This window comes from Paenibacillus ilasis (assembly GCF_043195395.1).
In the GTDB taxonomy this organism is placed as follows: domain Bacteria; phylum Bacillota; class Bacilli; order Paenibacillales; family Paenibacillaceae; genus Paenibacillus_AQ; species Paenibacillus_AQ lautus.
Genome location: NZ_JBHDJG010000001.1, coordinates 3,923,527 through 3,945,943 on the forward strand (window position 1 = coordinate 3,923,527; position 22,417 = coordinate 3,945,943).

Here is a 22,417-nt window from a genome sequence, read left to right on the forward strand (position 1 = left end):
GCAAGATGAATTTTCATTTTCACCTGCCTCTATATTTAGTATACCCCCCTATCCTATAATTAATCAACTTTTTTTCTGTTCGCTCCACGCAAATAACACCATGCAACCTGCATGGTGTTATCTTTCTATTCATCATTATTACCCGAATGATTGGATGCATTCCTTACTGTACAGCTAGATACAGTGCTCGGCGAAGTCTTTTGGATCCTCGTTTCGTGATCCGGTTGCTTGTGGCCGTAAATTTCCCTGAGCTATAAATCCCCGGATCTAGGCCTGCATAGGCAACAATCTGTTTTGCATCCTTGAATTGACTCTCATCACCAAGCTCTGCTACGATCGCAGCCGCCAACTTGTCCCCAATGCCTGGGATGCTTTTGACCAAGCTTATGTCCTGCTGGTTCCGTAAAAGCCGGTCCAATACGTCCTTCTGATCTCCACGTTCAGATATAGCGCTAACGATATAGCTTCTTGTCCAAATTGTATGATCAATCCAAACCTTCTGCATATCGACTTTCAGTTGCACCATTTTTGAACTAAGGCAAATCGATTCCTTTTTTTCGCCTACCTTCGCTTGCACAGTTCCTACTGGCGCTATGATTTTGGTCAGAATGAACACCGGTTTTGTGCTATTATTTCCTTATAATGGGTAACACAGGGGGTCATTATTATAGAAACATTGAAGTCCATCTATCAGCGATATTTCGATGAAACGTTATTTGGCCAAAAGAATGGAATATCTTATAGCCTACAATCAGAAATCGGTGCCGGGAACGCTTACAAGCTCACTACTTACAGCGGGATCCAAATCGTGTACCACGATATTCGTTATCATGAACCGTATCCTTTTTGTTTTGCTTCAAGAGGACGAATGGTTGAACTTCAGTTTACTCTTTCCGGTCAACGACAGATAATTGTATCCGGTCGAGAACATCAAACTCCGGTTGGGCGGGGTGCGCTTTCTTTAATTGAGGACTTTCAAGCTCATTTTTTTCCCTCTGCACAAGAGCAATATGTTTCACTTTCGCTGGCCATTCCGGTTTCTCTATTCGATTATGCGGCTATGCATTTGGCGACTTCACCAAATATGAATTTCGGGTTTGACCGACTAAAAGAGCAGTCATTCCGCTCCTATGATTTTGAATACGATACCAGAAGCATGGCTTTGGTAAAGCAATTAATCACTGATTTTAAAAATGACAATAGATCCCCGTTAATGATGGAAGCATCTGCATTGGAGCTTTTAAACATGCATATGAATCAATTGTTTTTTCTGACACCTAGACCAAACGGCTTTTCTAAAGGGGATATCCAAAAATTGAATAAAGCTAAGCAAGTACTTGAATCTTGTATGACAGAACCTCCGTCGCTGCTGGCATTAGCAAAAATGGTAGGATTAAATGACTATAAATTGAAGGCGGGATTCAAAGCTTGTTTTGGCATGACGGTTTTCGAATATTTAAGACATATCCGCCTTGACCATGCGATGAAGCTTCTGCATGACCAAACCGCAAATGTGACCGAAGCTGCGATGATTGTTGGCTATAGCAATGTTAGCGCGTTTTCCGAGCAGTTTTCTCGGAAATATGGTATGAAGCCGTCCGAGGTGAAAAAACTATTTTAATCCGTTTGACCGTAATTTATTCCCTTTCAAGGGAGCGGTCATGACCTAAATCCTCCTATACTCTTATCATATGAATGAATTCATTATTATCATTCACATCTTGTTCTAGATGGAGGTATGGAAATCATGAACGGTCGCAAACTTTCAGTCTTTTAGACATAGAGACTCTGCGCAAGCTTTGGATAAATAATTCGTATTACTGAAAATACAATGTTGGGTGGAATGAAAATATGAAAATGAGAGTCATGGCAATAATCTTGTGTGGTCTGTTCATATTCCCCCTATTCATTTCGGCGCGAAGTGATGAAAACAGGCAAGTTGAGCAATCTGGAGCTTCCGTCTTCTCCGAAGTAGATTCGTATATTGCTCGTGAAATGAAACGACAACGTCTTCCGGGACTGGCTCTCGGGATTATACAGGGGGATCGTATTCTTTACCTTAAGGGATATGGCCAAGCCGATTCATCGGGGCGTCCTGTAACACCTGAAACACCTTTTGGATTAGGTTCGATCGGCAAGTCGGTTACGGCTATTGCCGTACTACAGCTTGTCGAAGCAGGGAAAATTGATTTAGATGCACCAATACAACGTTATATCCCCGCCCAATATAAAGGTGCAGAATTCATTACCGTACGTCAGTTACTGAATCAAACAAGCGGTTTCACTCAAATCTCAACTTTTAGCAACACACTCACAAGTATCAACGATCATTATCAAGATGCTATAGAGAGAAACTCCCTGTCTTATGCGAAAAAGTTTTTAAAGGACACCAAGCAAACTGAACATCCTTACAGATATTCGAACGCGAATTATGTACTGCTCGGCTATATTGTGCAACAAGTATCTGGTCAGTCCTATGGCGACTATGTGAAGAAACAAATTTTTGATCCTCTGTCTATGCATGACAGCTACGTTTCGCTCGATGAAGCGGCTGCACACGGACTGGCTACGCCCTACCGCCGGATATTTGGATACAACGTTGCCTACGATGGCCCATTTGTCTATATTGCAGGGGATTCGCCGGCGGGCTACATGTATACCAGTGCGAAGGACATGAGTCATTACTTGATTGCCCAAATGAACGGAGGGCGATTTGAAAAGGATTCCGTGCTCACTTCTGAAAGCATACGACTCATGCAGACCGAACCTGTTCCCGGTACATATGCCATGGGTTGGTCATCAGATTACATTAACGACTTGCAGGTTATCGGTTCGCCGGGTGGCTTATTAGGCTTCCAAGCCCAAGCTTTTATGGTCCCGGAACAACAACTGGGAGTTATCGTGTTCGCTAACGTACTTGACGCGATCGATGCCGCTTGGCCCAAAACGCACGTCATCACGACTACCCACATCGCCACTGGGGTCATAAACAAACTGAATGAACAACCAATTGGAGGATCTGGTTTAAGCATTTCGCAGAAATACTTGCTTGTAAATGGATTAATCATCATACTCAGCATATGGTTATTATATTCGACCGCTAGAACTGCGAAGCGCTGTTTTGAGCGGAGGAGAGATGACCATTCTGTCCATACTAAAATATCTTTCGGAGTGATATCAAGAATTGTTCTGCATTTCGCACCTCTGTTTATTATCCTGTTGTTGAGTTTGACTCAAATGGTACCGCTATGGCATATTGCAACCATCTTTCAGCCGGACGTAGTCCCTTGGCTGAAGATAATGACTGGACTTATGGCGCTAAAGGGAAGTATGGAAATCATACGGTTAAAGCTGTTGAAAGTTTCGATGTGGCGGAGATAACCGTCCAGGTAAAACTATTTTAATCCATTTGACCGCATTTCCATCCGTATGGAGGGAGAAGCACTGACCCAAATCGCTTATACTCCAAATCAAATGATCAATTTGAAACAAGGAGTGAAGCACATGAATAAAATTAAGGGAAGCGTCTTTTTCAGTGTTTTTGTAGCGATGCTGGGACTTATGCTCCTTGCACCGATCACACCCTCGCTTATACGGGAATTAGGACTTAAGGAAATCCACTCCGGAATCCTGATTTCAACCGGATCAATTATGATGGCTGTTATGGCTCCGATATGGGGGAATATCAGTGATGCGAAGGGGCGGAAACCGGTTATACTGATTGGGTTTATCGGCATGTCCATCAGTACTTTATTATTAACGATCACCTTTTATTGCGGTCTTAACCACTGGATTAACGGCGGACTGTTGCTGGGGCTGATGATTGCGGCGAGAAGCTTGGTCGGCATATTCATCCCGGCCATCCTGTCCTCATCACAGGCTTATATGGGCGATGTGACAGAGGGAAAGGAAAGAGGAAGCGGCATGGCAATCATTAGTGCCGCAAATGGGCTTGGAATTGTTATTGGGCCAGCCATTGCCGGTATTTTCACATTAATTGGTTTGCTATGGCCTTTATATTTTGGCATTGTGATAGCCGTAGTTGCATTGGCAGTCACCCTGCTGCTGATGCCTGCAACGAAGCCGGCGATACAGAAAGGGGCTGTCAAAGTCAGTCCATTTCAATCCGGTTTGAGGCTTTATCTACTCGCAGCGTTAGTGACGATGATCGGGATCGTAACGATTCAGGTCGTCGGCGGGTTTTATTTACAGGATCAGCTCCATCTCCCCTCTGATCAGTTGGCGAGAATCGTTTCCTTCGGATTAATGCTTACGGGCATGGCAATGCTCATTTCACAAATTGTTCAGTCCAAATGGCTGAAATGGGAGCCGCGGGTGATGATCCTGCTCGGTTCCTTGATTCTCGTCGCAAGTATGCTCATATTCCTTCTTACAACTCATCTTCCATTCTACAATTTAGCATTTTTTGTTTTTGGACTCGGGTCGGGATTTATGATGACTGGATTTATGGCAGGCGCGTCACTTTCTGTAAGTAATGAACAGCAAGGTGGTGTAGCTGGTCTAGTTGCGGCCATGCAGGGAATTTCCGCCATCATTGCACCTATTCTGAGTACCACTTTATATCAGGCAAATCGATATAGCCCTATGGTCATGATAGTCATTCTGACTGTCCTCTTGGGTGCAATGATGCTGGTCCGCCCCCGAGGCCACAGGACTATTGACCAAATGAATGGCAAGGAAACTCACGCTGGCACAAAATAATCCCGACACCAACGTTCAATAGTTAAAAAATCCATTCTTTGAACAAGCTGCAAAACGTCGATTTCGACAAATTTGAAATGGCGGAGTCATCGTATCGCGATACTTCTCCGACTTCTCAAAACCGGCTTTGACAAGCTCCCCGTTCACCTGTCGAACAATGATTGATTGTAGCAGCAGATGAGCCTTCAGGACGAATTAAAAAATGGAGTGCGCCTTTCATATTCTGCAAGCTTCTCCTGCATCAAACCGCGAATTCGGCTATCCGTAACCCCGTCATAGGTCATTTGATGTGAACTTACGCTTTCGGCATGCTCAAAATAGGTTAAATAGCTGTCATCAATAAAACAGCTAATGTTTGTCAAGTATTGCAACTCGAAGTCATCTCATAAATCTTGATATGCTTTTATAGCAACAAATAACCTTCAATGGTGTGAAGGTTATGGATAAATATGGGGATTATGCTTTGTAGGACTCGTTTTGGATGGCGTATACGTGATGGAGAAGCTTGTTGGCGCAAGCGATCACGACCACCTTGTAAGGCTTGCCCTCTTTCCTTTTCTTCTCATTGTATTCGCTTATCCTTCGGTTAGCTCCTTTGCGTATTCCACATGATTCAATGCGTATAACCGATGATTTCATATATTTTTTTCATATCCACATGGTCACGAACAACGTCCGCTACACGGTCAAATTCCGCGAATTTGCGTTCTTCTGCTTTGAACGTTTCCGAGATTGGCATCAGCCCCTTCTTCATCCGAATGCCGTTCAGCCAGGACCTGCGGAAGACATCATTGTCAAACAAGCCATGCAGATAACTTCCCCATATGCGGCCATCCGAAGTAGCTGTCCCTTCAACGTGCGGCTGAATATCTTCTGTCGCCTTTAAAGAATCTGTGCCATCTGCCTCAATCGAAAAAAGCGGTCGGTAGCCCGAGCCGTCAGCCAAGGCACTCCATTGCGTCACGCCCATATGAATTTCATAGGCCGTAATCGTCGAATCGGCCTCTGTGTCCGAAATAACGACCCTCAGAGGATGTTCCTGTAACAATTCCCCTCTCACCCGAACGGTCCTTTTATGCTTTAAAAAGGAAGTCCGAATCGGCAGCAGTTCGAGCCCCTTCGCTTCCCGAACGCTCCCTTCGACCGCATGCGGATCCGACAGCTGCTCGCCCAGCATTTGATATCCTCCGCAGATGCCAACCAGCTGCACATCCCGCTGCTGCGTCTGCCTTAAGATCGCATCGGCCAGACCCCGATCCTGGAGGAACCCGAGGTCACTGATCGTATCCTTGGTACCAGGCAAAATAATGACGTCCGGCGTGCCGAGTTCATCCGCCGATTGGACGAAGCGAACGACAACATCCGGTTCCCAGCGCAGCGCATCAACATCCGTAAAATTCGAAATGCGCGGATACCGGATCACGACAATATCAAGGTCGCGTTGTTCCTGTCTTTGAGATTGAAGCTCATCCAGCACAACCGAATCCTCTGCCTCGATTCGCATGTCCTGAATATAGGGGAGTACGCCCAGCACGGGAATGCCTGTCCGCTCTTCAAGCCAGTCCAGTCCCGGCTGAAGCAGCGCCAGATCCCCACGGAACTTGTTAATGATAAACCCTTTGACCCTGGCCGCTTCATGGGGCTCAAGCAGTTCAAGCGTACCTACAATGGAAGCGAACACGCCGCCGCGATCGATATCCGCAACCAGAATAACCGGCGAATCCGCCCATCCTGCCAAGTTCATGTTAACAATGTCCCGATCCTTAAGATTGATCTCCGCCGGACTTCCCGCGCCTTCCATAACAACGATATCGTAGCTCTCCCGTAGTCGATCCAGTGCATCCAACACAATCTCTTTGGCCTTCGGCAGGAACTGTGTCCGGTAATCCATCGCACTCATCTGCATTTGGGGCACGCCGTGGATCACAATTTGCGAAAACATGTCCTTTATCGGCTTGATCAGGATCGGATTCATGTCCGTTGTTGCGGCAATGCCGCAGGCTTCAGCCTGTACGCCCTGTGCTCTGCCGATCTCTTTCCCATCCGGCGTCACGTAGGAATTAAGCGCCATATTTTGCGATTTATATGGAGCCGTGCGATAACCATCCTGTAGAAATATGCGGCATAGCGCTGTCGTTACGATGCTTTTGCCTACATCCGAAGCGGTGCCCTGCAGCATGAGTACCGCTCCTTGGCCCTTCCTGATCTTCGTGGGTGTATCCCTTATGTATTCTGCTTCATTCATCTTCTTCACCCTTCTCCCTGACTTAAACCGCTCACTCACATCATTATAGCAAACCGTCGTTAAAGGCGTTCTTCTCCCATGAAATCCAGATAAATTTCCTTGTACTTAGTCAGCCCGAAATGTTAACTATATAGAATAGCAGTTTCACATGTCCGTGCATGATAAACGAAAGGCGGAAACCAACCATGAAGCCTGAACTGAATGACAAGCAGATAACCGACATTTTCCCTTATTTAAAAGTTGTCCCCCCCGAAGAATGGATTCAAGCTAATGCTTTTACCAAACATTTTGAAGCCAAATCGAGAATCTTTCATCGAGAGGATGCCGCGATGTATGGCATGTTCCTGATCAGCGGATCGGCCCGGATCACGATTATCAACGAGAATGGCAACGAATCGGTGTTAAACATCCTATCAGCCGGTGAAGTCTGTTCGCTCCTCGTACTTAGCGGGCTAAGCGGGCAGGATTATCCCGGCACCCTCATTGCCGAGTCCGAGGTAGAGGTGCTGTATGTACTGAAAAGCTGCTTTCTCCGCTGGCTGCAGGTATACGAACCTATCCGTAGCGCTATTTTTGGCGGGCTGCTTGATGGAACGCTGCGGATGGCAAACCTGCTGCAGGAGAGACAGTCATTGCCGCTGGAGCAGCGCCTTGCCAGAACACTGCTGCGCATCACCTCGGATGAACATCCGCTAGTGCACACAACCCACCAAGAGCTTGCCGATGACATCGGCTCCGTTAGAGAGGTCGTCTCCCGTGCGCTGGGCCATTTCCAAAAGAAAGGATGGCTGGAAACAGGAAGAGGCTGGGTGAAAATTATAAACCGGGGCTGTCTAACAGAAACGGCTATGTGACCTAGTCACAGAGCAATAAACTCCTCCCTGCTACATTGGTAATAGGCCTCACGCCTATATACCGTTAACCCAGGAGGAAATCCAACATGAACAACGTGCTTCAACCCGGAGAATATGCTCCATTATTCCAAAGGGTAGATCAACATGGAAATATGATTTCGCTGGAAACCTATCGCGAACGTAAATTACTTCTCGCTTTTTTCCGTAACGCAGCCTGCGCACTGTGCAATCTGAGGGTGCACCAGTTTATTCAACGATATCCTCAGTGGCAGCAGTATCATCTCGATGTCATTTGCGTATTCGAATCACCGGAAGTTGCGCTTCATCAGCATGTTGGTCAGCAGAATACTCCGTTTCCTCTTATTGCCGATCCGAATGCGGAGCTCTACACGCTCTATGGAGTCGAGACTTCGGCAGCCAAGACACAAGCCACCTTAGCTCAACCGAATGTGCATCAATTTACGGATGAAGCCGAAGCGGCAGGTTTCAAGCTGACGCCGGAAGAAGGTTCAAATTTCAATCGGATTCCCGCAGAGTTTGTATTGGACGAGGACGGCATCGTACGGATCGCGCATTACGGTCGTCTGATTACCGATCATCTGCCTTATGAAACCATTGAACGTTACGCTGCAAGAACACAGCTTCCTTAGCCGGGTTGAGCCTGTCTTTAAGCCGCATTCAGCAGTAAAAAGAACCCCTAACATGAAACATAAAAACAAGCCGATCCGGGTGGATCGGCTTGTTTGGTGACGCTATGACTATAAAGTCAACCGCTGCCTATGAACGCTTTTAAGGGATAATATTTTCAAAATGGGGGGATATATTCATCCAATAATATACTTTTTTATCTAATATTGTATTATCTTGGATAGGTGACTAGAGTTGGTTAAGGGAGGAACTGATTGAATGGTAATGCATTTCTCCAAGATTAGCAACATCTATATTCATGTCAAATGGTTTACGGATAACTTTGAAAGGGTCCCCCTGCCTTTTCCTCGCGTCGTTACACTGACATTCCTGTTTTGGTTAGCGTTTACATTGTTGATCTTATTGCTCACATGCGCATTTCACGATCCCTTGGGTAAGATGCGTCCCGTCGTGCGAATCCACGGATGGCTGCACAGGTTGAGGCCCCATACCGAGGTGATTCTGCGTTTTGGGCTGGCTATCGGGCTGGTGCTGCAGCTTCTGAGCGGCTCGTACCTCGCACCCGAATTCCGAACCAATTCCATGTGGATTATCCTCGGCCTCTCCGCAGCCGCAGCGTGCCTGCTCTATAAACGCACCTTGCCGTTGAGCGGCGCCATCCTATTCTTGCTTTATATCCAAGCCTCCTTGTCCTACGGTATGTTTCATTCCATCGATTATTTGATCTATCTTGGCATTGTGTATTATCTGTTTGTGTGCGGCACTCCTATAAAAAGAACGGCAGCCCCGGTCATGTATATATGCACAGGCATGTCCCTCGCTTGGCTTGCCATGGAAAAGCTGACCATTCCCGAGCTCGCCTGCACGGTTATGGGCAGCTATGGACTTCCTACCTTCGGTTTTACCATTGAGCATTTTGTCATGATTAGCGCTTTTATCGAAATCGGGCTGGCATGGGCGTTCATCGTAGGCATCATGAACCGGTTCACGGCGCTGCTGGTATCCTGCATTTTTGTTATGACAAGCCTTGTATTCGGTTACAAAGAAGTCATCGGCCATACGATCATTCACACGGTGCTGATCCTGTTCCTGATCGAAGGCACGGGAGACCTCCGTACTCCTTTTCAGTTCCACCGCTCGCCTGTGCTCCGCGGATTGTTTGTAGGCGTCAACTTCTGCCTGTTTCTGTTCAGTTTGATGGCACTGTATATCTGGATGGGCAAGACGTTATGACAAGCTCTGGATCCGTTGGCCGATGGATTTACCAAGCTCTACCACCGTTTTGGTCTCGTTTGATCTGACGACCGCGTCCAGCACCTCTTGATTCCGGTATCCGTCCATAAACCCGGGGACTCCGTCGGCAGGCGCTCCCCGCAATATCGCGGCAAAATCGGCATACTGCTTGACTTTGCAATGCTGCGGCACTTCCATTGTCGTTCTGGCGAGCTGCCCGGGCTCTTCTTCGCGAATCCAAACCACCCGTTCCGGATCCAACGTGCTGGCGTGGACGGTGCCATGGTCGCCGTAAATGGACACCTCATGCTGATTGCCTGAACCGAACGCATTGCGTGATGTCTGGAACACGCCCATCATGCCATCCGCCATCCGTGCCTGAAAGCTGGCAAAATCATCGACTTCGATCTTGGCCATCGCTCCCGTCACCGGGTCACGACGTTCCGGGATGATGGTATGTAACTGGGCCGTGATTTCTTCAAACTCTCCAAACAGAAAACGGGCCATATCAATCATATGCGAACCGAGATCTCCCAGTGTCCCCGTCCCGGTGATGGCTTTGTTGTATCTCCACATGTAGGGAACCTGCTGGTTCGGCACGCCAAACCCCTGCAAATACTGAATGGAGAAATGACGGATCGTCCCCAGTTTGCCTGTACGAATGAGTTCCCTGGCATAACGAAAAGCGGGCGTATAACGGTACGTAAACCCGATCATGGCTGGAACGGGCTGCTTCTCATACAGCTCCAGCAAGGAGATGGCCTCTTCAAAGACGCGCGTAAATGGTTTTTCCGCCAAGAAAGGCTTACCTGCTTGCAAGCATGCACGGATGATATCGGCGTGCACGTTGTTGGGCGTAACCGAAATGACAGCATCCACGTCAGGATCTTCTATCAAATCTTTGAAATCCGCATAGCGCTTGCCGTCCTCGATCCCCAGCTGATCGCCTACCCTGGCCACGGCTTCGCCATTGACGTCGCTCACAGCCACGAACTGATAGATTTTCTCTTCATTCATCCAGCGGATATGCTCCTGCGCCATCCCGCCCAAACCAATTAAGCCGATTCGAAATTTATTCATCATAGAACACTCCTTATATTAGTCTCTCACTAGGACTGAACGACAGGGGCGATAGGCGACACCCGTCCATAAGCCGATTTGGCCCCTTTCACAGGAGCAGCCCAGAACACGCCATTGGCAATGACCTGCAGAATTTCGGGCTGATGGTAGACCGGGAACATTTCGTGGCCCGGCCGGAAATAAAACAGCTTCCCTCTGCCGCGCCTGTAACAACAGCCGCTGCGGAACACTTCGCCGCCTTCAAACCAGGAGATGAACACCAGCTCATCCGGCGCCGGGATTTCGAACCGCTCTCCATACATTTCTTCCCGCGGAATCTCAATATATTCACCCAGTCCCTGCGCAATCGGATGGCCCGGCTCAACGACCCATAAACGCTCGATCTCACCATCGTCGCGCCACTTCAGCATCCCGGTGTTCGTGCCAAGGAGCCGGGAGAAGATTTTGGAGCCATGGCCGGAGTGCAGAACGATCAATCCCATGCCGTCCAGCACGCGCTGCCGAACCTTCTCCACAATGTCATCCCGGACCTCGTCATGGGCCAAATGTCCCCACCACAGCAGCACATCCGTGTTGGCCAATCGTGCTTCGGATAAGCCGTGATCCGGCTCATCCAGTACGGCAGTCGCTACTTCCAAGCCTTCCACCTGTTCGAGATGATCCGCTATCGCACGATGAATCCCATTCGGATATATGCCGGCCACCTGTTCATTATGTCTCTCATGCTGGTATTCATTCCATACCGTGACTTTGATGTTTCCCATGACTGCTGCCTCCTGAGTTCCCTAGAATTCGATTCAATAAAAGCTTATTCATCACTTCGAATGCGGATCATACTTTACATCCCTGTTGACCCAGATTTTTTTGCGTTTTGTTATATGGTGAAAATCCGGGGATAGCATAGGCTTTCGTTGCGAGCTTTCCGATGGAAAGCTTTCAGGGAACGCTTCGCTTCTCCAAAACAATTCCGCCTTCTTCGTTGAAGTCTGATACTCTAAAACCTATTGAATTCAAGTCAAACTCCATCCCCTCAAAATCACGCTGCCCCGCAGCATTTCGTTCTGCGGGGCAGCTCCTGACGATTGCCGTCTCCTTATTTGACGCTGATATACCGCTGATAGGCTTCCTTGCGGATGTGTACCAGCCGCTCAAGGCCCATATCGTTCAGCTTCTTGACGTACGCATCCCATTCCGCATCGATGTTGCCTTCGGATATCCATTTTGCGCGGGTCGTACCGACATAACCATCGATATCCGTTGTCAGCGTAGGCAGCTCCTGGAATTCTTCGGCGCTGTACATCACGTTCGGGAACGGCGTCGTCACGTAATCGCTGCCCAACTTGTCGATGACCAGCTTCAAGCCGTCGCCCGTGGTCTCATCCAGTATGATGTTTTTCTCGAAGCTCGGGCTGACATACTTGGGACCGAAATCCCTTACGGATTGCTCCCAGTACCAAGCATCCGCACTCGTCCCCTCCGGCGGACTCATGAGCGTAAACGTTCCGTCGTCGTTCTTCTGAATCACCGTGCCGATGGCTCCCCAGAAATTCTGAATGCTCGCTTCATTGGTGTAGAACTGATCCGCCCAGCGCGCCGAAATTTCGGGATATTTGTTCGACGTGGTAATGAGGAACTCGTTTCTTCGCAGGCTCATGCCCTGAGGCTCGCCGCCCTGGTACCTTTTTCCGTCAGGTCCGGCAATGGACGGAATCGCAATGTATTGATCCTTCCATTTCCCGAATACGGCGTCCGGTACCCATTGGTTGGAGAAACCGATCAGCGCCGCATCCGGATTCTGATGCTTCGCCGTGGACATGGTGCTGTCCTGTGTGAAGATCTCTTGGTCTATGAGGCCTTCGGCGTACAGCTTATGCGCCCACTTAATCGCTTCCTTGTAATTCTCCGTCACCGGGTAGAACACGGGCTCGTTATCGATAACCATCATGCTGTTTCCGTTGATGTCCGTGATGCCGAACGGATTCAACAGATCAATGCTGATGTTCCCCGATCCGCTGACCGGAATTTCGTCAGCCTTGCCATTGCCGTTCGGATCTCCTTCTTTGAACGCTTTAAATACGCTATACAACTCGTCCGTGTTGTCCGGAACTTCCAGTCCGAGCTGATCCAGCCAGGCTTTGTTGATGATCGGCTGAATCGATGCTTTCGGCCTTGACGGCAGCCGCGCCGGCAAGGAGTAGATTTTCCCGTCCGGGAATGTGCTCATCTTTTTCATTTCTGGCGTTTCTTCCAGCGCCGCCTTCAGGTTCGGCATGTATTGATCGATGTAGTCGTCCAGCGGGCGGAAATACGACAGGTTGTTCACGATGTCGGAATCGCTGAACACGATATCGCCGAAAATGATATCCGGCAGCGTACCGCTCGCCAGCATGATCGATTTTTGCTCGCCCCAATCATTGGAGGACATGATCTGCCAATTGATTTTGACGTTGGTCTCCTTCTCCAAATCCTTGAGCCACTGGTTCTGGAGGAACGTATCTCCCATATTGCCCCAGCGAACGGTCAGCACGTCCAGCGTAATCGGCTCATTCACGATCGGCAGGCCTTCTTTGTTAAAAGCGGCTTCGGCATCCGAATTGGCGTCCTCCTTCTTGCCGCCGCTGCAGCCCGCCAGATTCAGCAGCAGGATTGCGGCCAACATGATGACGGCAGCCAGCTTCAGGCGGTGCTTCCTCTTTACATTGTTTGTTCCCATTCAACCATTCCCCCAATACTTATTTTTCATAAATTCATCGGTGTTACGACTTCACGGCTCCGATCATCACCCCCTGATTGAAATACTTCTGTACAAACGGGTAGATGCACATGATCGGCACCGTTGCGACGATAATGACCGCGTAGCGCATAATATTGGCCAGTCGCAGCGCGATGGCCGCGGCTTCTCCGGTACCCATGGCGGACTGCATCTGGTTGGTGACCAGAATATTTCGCAGGATGAGCTGTAAGGGGTACAGGTTCGTATCTTTTAAATAGATCAGGGCATTGAAATAGGAATTCCAGTGACCCACGGCCGTCCACAAGGCGATGACCGAGATGACCGCTTTCGAGAGCGGAATCACGATAGTCACGAAATATCTCAGATTTCCGCAGCCATCGAGCTGCGCCGCCTCCCATAAATCCTCCGGAATGCTGCTTTGGAAAAAAGTCCGCGCCACAATGATGTTGAAGGCGGCAACCGAGAACGGCAGCACCATGACCAGAAACGTATCGTACAGCTGGAAATCGCGGATCGTCATAAAGGTCGGAATCAAACCGCCGTTAAAGAACATCGTAAAAATAAAGAGCAGCGATATATACTTGCGGCCCACGAGGTCTTTGCGCGAGAGCGCGTAAGCTGCGGATATGTTAACCACCAAGCCGATGGCGGTACCCACAATCGTATACACAATCGTATTTCGGTACCCAATCCATATATTAGAGTGCTTCAGCAATTCTTGATAGCCTGCCAGCGTAAATTCCTTAGGCCACAGCCATACCTGTCCGTTCGCAACCGCCGCCGGCTCGCTGAACGAAGCGATGATGATGAAGTACAGCGGGTAAATCAGCACGATCAGCATCAAGACAGCGAATACATACAGGCCGATTTCCAGCACCCTGTCGGAAGATCGGGTATTCCTCTGCCGCGGCGCCGTCTTCTCTCTTACTTCCACTACACCCATAGAACCCTTCCTCTCTTGCGTTACCACAAACTGTTTTCGCTGTATTTTTTCGAAATCTGGTTGACCAGAATCAACAGAGCAAAATTAATGACCGTATTAAACAAATTGATGGCCGACGAGAAGCTGTATTGGCTGCTCAGCATCCCGATTTTGTACACATACGTGGAGATGACCTCACTGGAGGTAATATTGAGACTGTTTTGCATAAGGTAAACCTTTTCGAAGCCGACGCCAAGCAAGCTGCCGATCCGCAATATAAGCAAGGTCACGACCGTAGGCATCAGCATCGGGATATCGATAAACCGGATTTTCTGCCACCGGCTTGCCCCGTCCATCGTGGCCGCTTCGTACAAGCTGGGGCTCACCGCAGATAAAGCCGCGATGTAGATAATGCTGTCCCAGCCCGTATGCTGCCACACATCCGACCATACATACACGCTGCTGAACAAGCCGGCCGATCCCATCAGGTTCGGTGCTTGTGCACCGAAGAGCCGAAAGATATTCCCGATCAATCCCGAACCCGGCGAGAACAGAATCAGCATGAGTCCCACCATCACGACCGTGGATATAAAATGCGGCATATAGGTTACGGTCTGAAAGAAGCGCTTGAACCCATTCTGGCGCATTTGATTGACCATCAAGGCAAGCATGATCGGAATCGGGAATGTCGCCACGCTGTATAAGCTGATGACCAGCGTATTGGTAATGGTTGTCGAGAATTGATAGGAGTTAAAAAACTTCTCGAAATACTTCAGGCCTGCCCAGGGGCTGTCCATAATCCCGAGAGCGGGACTGTAATCCTTGAATGCGATCAAGATCCCGTACATCGGTACGTAAGAAAACAACAAAACCAGTACTACCGCAGGCAGCAGCAGCAAATACAGGCCCCAATTTTTTCTGATCCGCCCGAGGGTTGGGTGTGTGGTTCTATTCAGTTGGCCTGCTTTCAAATCGATTCCCCTTTCTGTACTCGTCGTCGTGAATTCGGTATGTCACGTAAGCAATTTCAGTATACTTCGCTCCGGAATCGTTATTTGGACCTCATGATGTCCTATTCGGACCTTCGCCCTATTCCACTTCAAGGAATCCTCGAGTCCCCTATGCAAAGCATGCTATTATCCGGACTTTACGATGTGGTATCCGGACTTTATGGAAAATGCGCTCACGTTCGCTCCTGTTTTTTTCGTCTTTTCCATTTATAATGATCAGTACCACTATTAAAACGCTTACATGTACAGGCGAATTGAAAGGAATCACGGCATCCCTATGGTTAAAGCACTCAATAACAAGCCTTATCCCATCCGTCACTATGTGAAAATCATGCTCTTTATCTCGATTTTTGCCCTCGTGGTGGATCTCGTGATCAGCTTCGCTTCCATCTTCATCGTGAAGCAGCAATCGACTCGATATTTGCAGGATACGGCGAATCTGTATATCAGGCAGATCAATCATGACTTCTCCTACATCAACCACTATATGGGCTGGACGCTGGCGAATGATGAGAGCATCAAGATCATGGATACCCCCGGCACAGACTACGTGGATTACATCAAGTCGAGCGAAAGAGTGCATAAACGGTTCAACGAGCTTCAAAAAAACTACGGCCAAGAATACAACTTCTTCTTCTATTTAAAAGAGCAGGATTTTTTCCAGAACTATGCGCCCATGTCCCTATCGTATACGGAGTTCCTGGAGCTAAAGGAACAGATCGTCTCCCTCACGGATTCCAAAAACGTATACGAAACGTTCTACTCCAACTGGAATCCGATCCTTGTTCAGGACACGCATTACATCATCAACATCGTCCCTTACCACAACCGGTATCTGATCTGCCTCATCTCCGCAGACGACCTGGTCCGGCCGCTCCAGGAACTGGATTTGGGCGAGGACGGGTTCGTCTCTCTGGTGGATGCCCAAGGAGCAGCCCTTACGAGTCCAGGTGCCGGCGAGGCCGGGGCCAAGCCGCTCGAAGGCGCCAAGGCTTCCTTGTTCAGCCTGTCACAGCCGCGGACTACGGTCACGGAGGGATTCTCGAACGCCTCCTTCAACGTGCAGCTGGTCATCCAGTTCGGCGTGTTCGAGACCATCATGATCGCCCAGCTGCTCATTATGCTGCTGTTCGTGCTGCTTACTTGCACGCTCAGCGTGGTCATGCTGTATTTCAAGAAGAAGGTGTTAAAGCCCATTCAGAATTTCTCGGAAAACGTAAGGCGCATCCACGAGGATAGCGAAAATTTGGATTTCATGAGCAGCGAGATCATCGAGCTCGAGCAGGTCAACTCCCAATTCAAACACCTGATCGAACAGATCAAGAAGTTTAAAATCGATATCTACGAGCAGGAGCTGGAGAAGCAAAGAATCCAGCTGGATTATATGAAGCTGCAGATCAACCCCCATTTTTTCCTGAACTGCCTGACGAACATCTACAGCATGGCGCAAATGCAGATGTTTAAGGAAATCGAATATATGTCGCTGTCCACATCCAAATATTTTCGTTACATCTTTCAAAGCGGCGATAACCTCGTGCGGCTTGCGGACGAGATCGAGCATGTCCGGATTTACCTGGAGATTCAGAAGCACCGCTACCGCGATGCCTTTTCTTATCATATCGGGTTTGAACAAGAGCTTGCCGGCCTCACGATCCCCCCTCTGGTGCTCCAGACCTTTATTGAAAACGCGGTGAAATACGCCGTATCCAGAGATCAGGTGCTGCAAATTCACCTGACCGTCAGCTTGCAGGTGGAGGACGATAAGCCTTACGCGGTCATCCGGATCTCCGATACCGGCCCCGGCTTTCCGGAAGACGTATTGGATAAGCTGGCAAACGGCAAGCCGCTGGATCAAAGCGAAGGGAAACACATCGGGATCATGAACACCCTTCAGCGGCTGGAGCTGCTCTATCATCGCAGGGCACATGTGGAATTTTCAAATCGAGAAGGGGGCGGCGCCTGCGTCATATTAACGCTTCCACAACCCGTGCAGGAATGGAAAGGAGAAATTCAATGAACGTATTGCTGGTTGATGATGATTATTTTGTCGTGGCCGCACTGGAGAAGAAAATCGATTGGAAAGCCCTCTCGATCGAACAGGTCCATACCGCTTACAGCGTTGCACAGGCAAGGGATATACTGCAGCAGCATTCGGTCCAGATCCTCATCTGCGATATCGAAATGCCGCAAGGCAGCGGGCTGGAGCTTCTCGCCTGGATACGCGAGGAACAATACAGCATTCAGACGATCTTCCTGACCAATTACGCTGATTTCAATTATGCGCAGAAGGCCATTGAGCTGCAAAGCTTTGACTATTTCCTGAAGCCGATTGAATTCGATAAGCTTAGCCTCATCATCTCCAAGGCTGCCTATAAAGCAAAGGAACAGCAAAGCGATCAGGAAGCGATACAAGACGGGCAGCTGTGGAAAAAAAATCAAAAAAAGCTCCAGGAGCATTTTTGGAGCAAACTGATAAAGGAAAGGAAAGCTTCTTCGGGCCGGGTCGCCATCGCAGGATATATCGCGGAACAGAACCTGTCCTATGAGATGTCGGATCTATTTCTTCCTGTGCTCATCACCATTTTTCCGCATGATAAAAGTTTGGGCAAAGAAGACAAAGACCTGTTTGACTATGCATTTCTCAATGTGCTGTCCGAATTGTTCCAGGACCCGCTCTTCACGGTTGAAGCCGCTATGGAATATAGGGATTACAATTGGATGGTCATGCTGAAATGGAATCATCCTCCGGATACCGGGGTCATTGAATCCATCTGCACTTCGTTCATTGACAAAGCCAATCAATTTCTCCGGAGCGATGCTTGCTGCAGCGTATCGATTTCGGTGGCTTTGGAGGAAATCAACAAGTCCATTCGGATTCTGCTACAAATGAATGAGGATATGATCAAAAAGCGGAATCAGATTGTTTTTCTGGAACACCATTCCCTGCAAGAAACCGCGTACGCCCCTCCGCCGCTGCAAGACTGGGAAGCGCTTCTCAGCGGTAACAATCCGGCTGGGTTTCTGGGAGAAACCCGCAAATACTTGCAAAACCTAGCCAAGAATGGCGTCTACAACGCCTCGGTGCTGCGTCTGTTCCGCTTGGATATCGTGCAGCTGGTGTATTCCTATCTGAAGGGCAAAGAGATCCAGGCACATAAGCTGTATACCGGCAAAACCAATGACCAGCTGTTCCTGCAATCCTTGAACTCGATTGAAGACATGGAGAAATATATGGAATATCTCGTCAGCACGGCAGCAGAATATCATGCCTACGCCGACCATTCGCATACGGTGGTGGAGGAGATCAAGCATTATATTCAAAGCCATTACGGGGATGAGCTGACGCGAACGAGCCTGGCGGAAATCGTCTATCTTAACCCGGATTATTTGGCCCGCGTGTTCAAGAAAGAGACGGGCGTCTCTTTGGGTACTTACATCATTCAGTCCCGCATCAAGGCAGCCAAGCATCTGCTGGAGACGACTCCATTGTCGGTGTACCAGATTGCGGCTAAGGTGGGGTACGCCAACTATTCCTATTTCTCGAAGCTGTTCAAGCAGGATACGGGCTGGGCGCCCAGCGACTACAGGCGGGTGCTGCAAGCCGGGAGTTCCGGAAAGGTCGATCATGCGAAATAACATTACACGCTCGACGAGTTTCGCGAATGAGCTGTCAGCAACCACAACATGAAAAATAAAAAGTACCGCAGCCTCAAGCCTAATTCGCTTGGCGGAAGCGGTACTTTTTCTATAATAATAAGTGCAAATTTGTATAGATTACGCAGGGTAAATATCGAAATTCTTCAGCGTTTCTCCCGTTCGGGCCGATTCAAACACCGCTTCGATCAGGTTCAGGACGCGCAGCACTTCCTCGTTCTTCACAATCGGTTCAGCCTCGCCTTGAATCACGGCCGCAAAGTTATCGAAGAAGCTGCTGGATTGACGGTATGGCTCCGGCAGAGCTCCCGTAATGGTAGCTTCTTCGGAAGGAGGGGCCATCGTTTTGGTCAAGCCTACCCCGGCTTGAATCGGCTTCGGCTCCACTTTCACGGCATCCTGGTTCCGGGTAACGATTCTTCCGTTTAACGACCAATCCTCAATAATACCGGTTCCCTCGGTTCCTTTGACGTACCAGCGTGGCAGCGTAATGAAATTCGTCGTCCCCACTTCAATCAGAACCGATACGCCGTTCTCGAATTCGATAACCGACTCAAAGCCGTCATCCACCTCATCGCCCAAAATAAAGCTTAAGCGGCTGCTCAGGCTGGTCATCCGGCTGTCCACCATGAACAGGATCTGGTCCAGCAAATGCACGCCCCAGTCCAGCAGCATGCCGCCGCCGTGGGCTTCCAGATGGCGCCAGTCGCCCGGAATGCCGTTCGCCCCGTGTACCCTGGATTCGATACGGAACAAATCGCCAATTGTCTTCTCGTTGTACATTTGCTTAATCGTCAGGAAGTCCTCGTCCCAGCGGCGGTTCTGGTGAACCATCAGCACCCGGCCAGCAGCATCGGCCGCAGACACCATCTCTTTGAAGTCACTGACGGACAATGTCACCGGCTTCTCGCAGATGACATGCTTGCCGGCTTTAAACGCCTGAAGTGCCAATTCCTTGTGCACATCATTAGGTGTAGCAATGAGCACCACGTCAACCGCAGCATCGTTTAATACCTGCTCATAACTCTCGTAGGCAGGATACCCGTCCTGCTGGGACACTTCCCGGCGATCTTTCAAAATATCGTAGGTACCCGTAACCTCGAGAAATGCATTGTCCTTAATCAGCTTGGCATGGTAGCTGCCCATTCCGCCATAGCCTACAATCACGATCGCATGTTTTCTTTTTTCCATCGTCATAGTTACATAGCTCCTTTTTTACATCTAAGCAGTAAACGCATACACAACCATTATCATATCATATGCGAAATAACTGTTCCCTTTTACGATATTGTATTCCTGCTGTCATCGCAAGGCTGTGAGTTACTTCGCAGCCCGGGATGGAATGATCAGGATGACAAAAAAAGCGTTACCCTGCTTCTATCGCATAAGGTAACGCTCCTTCATCCCGCCAGATTACTCCTTCACAACCAGTTTCAGCGGTGCAGCGATATTCGCTTCCACCTCTTTGCCCTGCAGCACGTCCTTGGCTGCGCCGACAGCGAGCTGACCGATCAGCTCCGGCTGCTGGGCTACCGTGGCCGTCAGGTTGCCGGCTTCGATGGACTTCAGCGCATCGTCATTACCGTCAAAGCCGATGACCATGATGTCTTTGCCCGAGCTTTGGATCGCTTCGATTGCGCCCAGGGCCATCTCGTCATTATGGGCAAATATCGCTTTGGCATCCGGATTGCCCTGCAGCAGATTTTCCGTCACGGTAAGACCCTTTGTCCGGTCAAAATCCGCTGCTTGCTTCGCGACCACGTTCAGCTGCTCATCTGCAATATCGTGGAAACCCTTGCCGCGTTCACGCGTCGCGGAAGCGCCCGGAACGCCTTCGAGCTCAATGACCTTCGTATCTTTGCCCAGTTGTTCCACGATATACTCGGCTGCCATCTGACCGCCTTTGACGTTATCGGAGGCAACCAACGCAGCGACCTCACCTTGATCCGCCGAGCGGTCGAGTGTAATGACCGGAATGCCCAAGCTATTCGCCGTTTGCACCACGGTTGAAATCGCAGACGAATCCGTCGGGTTAATCAACAGTGCGTTGACGCCCTGCTGAATCAAGTCGTCGACGTCATTGCTCTGCTTAGCCGAGTCGTTCTGTGCGTCAACGACAACGACCTCCATTCCCTGCTTCGCCGCTTCGGCGACGACGCCATCCTTCAAGGAGACAAAGAACGGGTTATTCAAGGTCGAGATGGAAAGACCGATTTTGATGTCTTTTACATCTCCGCTAGCCTTGGGCTTCGCCCATTCCGGCGGCTCCAGCGAACAGCCTGTTATGAAGATCAGCATAAGTGATACGAGCAGCAAAGTTGTTTTTTTCATCGTTCATTCTCCCCCTTAAGCCGATTTTCTACGGTCGAGCAGCACGGCAATCGCAATCACGACGCCTTTGACAACCATCTGATAGAAAGAGTTCACGCCGAGCAGGTTGAGTCCGTTGTTCAGTATGCCAATGATCAGCACACCGATTAACGTACCGACGATCCGGCCGCGACCGCCGGTCAGGCTTGTACCGCCCAGAACAACGGCTGCGATGGCATCCAATTCATAGGACGTCCCTGCTGTCGGCTGTGCGGAATTCAAACGAGAGGTTAGAATCGCGCCGGCAAGCGCGGACAGCATCCCTGCCAAGGAGTAGATCATAATTTTCACGCGCGGTACTTTAATACCGGATACTAGCGATGCTTTTTCGTTACCGCCGATGGCATAGGTCTTGCGGCCAAACGACGTTTTATGCAGGATGACCCACAGCACGGCAAACGTGATGATCATCGTAATGGCAGGTACCGGAATACCAAGCAGGTAACCGCGGCCGAACAATTGGAATGCAAGGCTGTCGCCGAGACCCGTAATCGGGTTACCGTTCGTATAGACCAGCGTAAGTCCTCGGAATATCGTCATGGTAGCCAAAGTGGCGATAAACGGCGCCATTTTCCCTTTGGTAATCATGAGACCGTTGATCATCCCCATGACACCGCCAAGCGCAACGCCGATGATGATCGATAGGATCGGGTCAAACCCGGCCACCATCATATTGGCGACAAATGCGCTGGAGAGTGCGAGAATCGAACCGACCGACAGGTCAATGCCGCCTGTCAGGATAACAAACGTCATACCGAATGCAATTAATGCGTTAATCGATACCTGACGCAGCAGGTTCAGAATGTTAAGCGGTTCCAAGAAGCTTGGATTCAGAACGGATACGATAACGATCAGAATGATCAGTCCGAGCAGCGGACCGAGCTTTTGCGTCAAACCTGATACCTTAAACCCTTTTTCCGCCTTGGCATCGTTAATAGTTGTCAT

18 protein-coding genes are annotated in these 22,417 nt (G+C 49.3%); 8 read left to right on the forward strand and 10 right to left on the reverse strand.

Translation table 11 applies throughout. The annotated features are described in order from the left end of the window. Positions 1–163: 163 nt before the first annotated feature. On the reverse strand, positions 164–607 hold the full coding sequence (locus tag ACETK5_RS17765) for an IS110 family transposase (RefSeq protein ID WP_279300461.1): 444 nt from the start codon (positions 605–607) through the stop codon (positions 164–166). A gap of 69 nt (positions 608–676) precedes the next feature. Between ACETK5_RS17765 and ACETK5_RS17770 the strand changes: the two genes are divergently transcribed. The 3 genes from ACETK5_RS17770 (at position 677) to ACETK5_RS17780 (ending at position 4,722) form a co-directional block, all read left to right on the forward strand. Next, positions 677–1,621, forward strand: a complete 945-nt coding sequence (locus tag ACETK5_RS17770) for a helix-turn-helix domain-containing protein (protein ID WP_394056973.1) — start codon at positions 677–679, stop codon at positions 1,619–1,621. 230 nt (positions 1,622–1,851) lie between these two features. Then, the gene (locus ACETK5_RS17775) at positions 1,852–3,381 is read left to right on the forward strand and encodes a serine hydrolase domain-containing protein (RefSeq protein WP_394056975.1); all 1,530 of its coding nucleotides are present in this window, start codon (positions 1,852–1,854) and stop codon (positions 3,379–3,381) included. 123 nt (positions 3,382–3,504) lie between these two features. Beyond that, positions 3,505–4,722 carry an MFS transporter gene (locus ACETK5_RS17780; RefSeq protein WP_100536165.1) on the forward strand — a complete coding sequence of 406 codons (1,218 nt, stop codon included), beginning with the start codon at positions 3,505–3,507 and terminating at the stop codon, positions 4,720–4,722. Positions 4,723–5,335: 613 nt separating this feature from the next. On the opposite strand, the gene ACETK5_RS17785 is transcribed toward ACETK5_RS17780, so the two are convergent. After that, a complete protein-coding gene (locus ACETK5_RS17785; RefSeq protein ID WP_394056977.1) occupies positions 5,336–6,967 on the reverse strand; it encodes a cobyric acid synthase in 1,632 nt (543 codons plus the stop codon). Positions 6,968–7,152: 185 nt separating this feature from the next. On the opposite strand from ACETK5_RS17785, the gene ACETK5_RS17790 reads away from it, so the two are divergent. From ACETK5_RS17790 to ACETK5_RS17800, 3 genes are all read left to right on the forward strand, one after another. Beyond that, positions 7,153–7,821, forward strand: a complete 669-nt coding sequence (locus tag ACETK5_RS17790) for a Crp/Fnr family transcriptional regulator (RefSeq protein WP_394056979.1) — start codon at positions 7,153–7,155, stop codon at positions 7,819–7,821. 86 nt (positions 7,822–7,907) lie between these two features. Then, complete coding sequence (locus ACETK5_RS17795; protein WP_394056981.1) at positions 7,908–8,471, forward strand: redoxin domain-containing protein; 564 nt, start codon at positions 7,908–7,910, stop codon at positions 8,469–8,471. Between the two features lie 256 nt (positions 8,472–8,727). After that, positions 8,728–9,702, forward strand: coding sequence for a hypothetical protein (locus ACETK5_RS17800; protein WP_394056983.1), 975 nt, complete (start codon positions 8,728–8,730; stop codon positions 9,700–9,702). Here the strand turns inward: ACETK5_RS17800 and ACETK5_RS17805 are convergent. The 5 genes from ACETK5_RS17805 to ACETK5_RS17825 all read right to left on the reverse strand — a co-directional run bounded on the left by ACETK5_RS17805 (position 9,697) and on the right by ACETK5_RS17825 (position 15,409). Then, a complete protein-coding gene (locus ACETK5_RS17805; protein WP_326112287.1) occupies positions 9,697–10,782 on the reverse strand; it encodes a Gfo/Idh/MocA family protein in 1,086 nt (361 codons plus the stop codon). The two genes, ACETK5_RS17800 and ACETK5_RS17805, sit on opposite strands and share 6 nt — an antisense overlap. 29 nt (positions 10,783–10,811) lie before the next feature. Next, positions 10,812–11,546, reverse strand: a complete 735-nt coding sequence (locus ACETK5_RS17810) for a ThuA domain-containing protein (RefSeq protein WP_394056985.1) — start codon at positions 11,544–11,546, stop codon at positions 10,812–10,814. Between the two features lie 329 nt (positions 11,547–11,875). After that, a complete protein-coding gene (locus ACETK5_RS17815) occupies positions 11,876–13,495 on the reverse strand; it encodes an extracellular solute-binding protein (protein WP_394056987.1) in 1,620 nt (539 codons plus the stop codon). 43 nt (positions 13,496–13,538) lie between these two features. Continuing rightward, positions 13,539–14,459, reverse strand: a complete 921-nt coding sequence (locus ACETK5_RS17820) for a carbohydrate ABC transporter permease (protein WP_326112292.1) — start codon at positions 14,457–14,459, stop codon at positions 13,539–13,541. Between the two features lie 20 nt (positions 14,460–14,479). Then, on the reverse strand, positions 14,480–15,409 hold the full coding sequence (locus ACETK5_RS17825; RefSeq protein ID WP_326112293.1) for an ABC transporter permease: 930 nt from the start codon (positions 15,407–15,409) through the stop codon (positions 14,480–14,482). Between the two features lie 316 nt (positions 15,410–15,725). Here ACETK5_RS17825 and ACETK5_RS17830 point away from each other — a divergent pair, with 316 nt between their 5' ends. Together ACETK5_RS17830 and ACETK5_RS17835 are read left to right on the forward strand one after the other, a co-directional pair. Beyond that, positions 15,726–17,465 carry a sensor histidine kinase gene (locus ACETK5_RS17830; protein ID WP_394056990.1) on the forward strand — a complete coding sequence of 580 codons (1,740 nt, stop codon included), beginning with the start codon at positions 15,726–15,728 and terminating at the stop codon, positions 17,463–17,465. Further along, positions 17,462–19,084 carry a response regulator gene (locus ACETK5_RS17835; RefSeq protein ID WP_394056992.1) on the forward strand — a complete coding sequence of 541 codons (1,623 nt, stop codon included), beginning with the start codon at positions 17,462–17,464 and terminating at the stop codon, positions 19,082–19,084. The genes ACETK5_RS17830 and ACETK5_RS17835 overlap by 4 nt, the downstream gene beginning before the upstream one ends. A 138-nt stretch (positions 19,085–19,222) precedes the next feature. On the opposite strand, the gene ACETK5_RS17840 is transcribed toward ACETK5_RS17835, so the two are convergent. The 3 genes from ACETK5_RS17840 to rbsC form a co-directional block, all read right to left on the reverse strand. Then, positions 19,223–20,299 carry a Gfo/Idh/MocA family protein gene (locus ACETK5_RS17840; protein WP_394056994.1) on the reverse strand — a complete coding sequence of 359 codons (1,077 nt, stop codon included), beginning with the start codon at positions 20,297–20,299 and terminating at the stop codon, positions 19,223–19,225. A 216-nt stretch (positions 20,300–20,515) separates the two neighbouring features. After that, positions 20,516–21,433 (reverse strand): ribose ABC transporter substrate-binding protein RbsB, encoded by a 918-nt coding sequence (gene rbsB, locus ACETK5_RS17845; RefSeq protein ID WP_326112299.1) that lies wholly within the window; start codon positions 21,431–21,433, stop codon positions 20,516–20,518. A gap of 15 nt (positions 21,434–21,448) precedes the next feature. Next, complete coding sequence (gene rbsC / locus ACETK5_RS17850; protein ID WP_076320794.1) at positions 21,449–22,417, reverse strand: ribose ABC transporter permease RbsC; 969 nt, start codon at positions 22,415–22,417, stop codon at positions 21,449–21,451.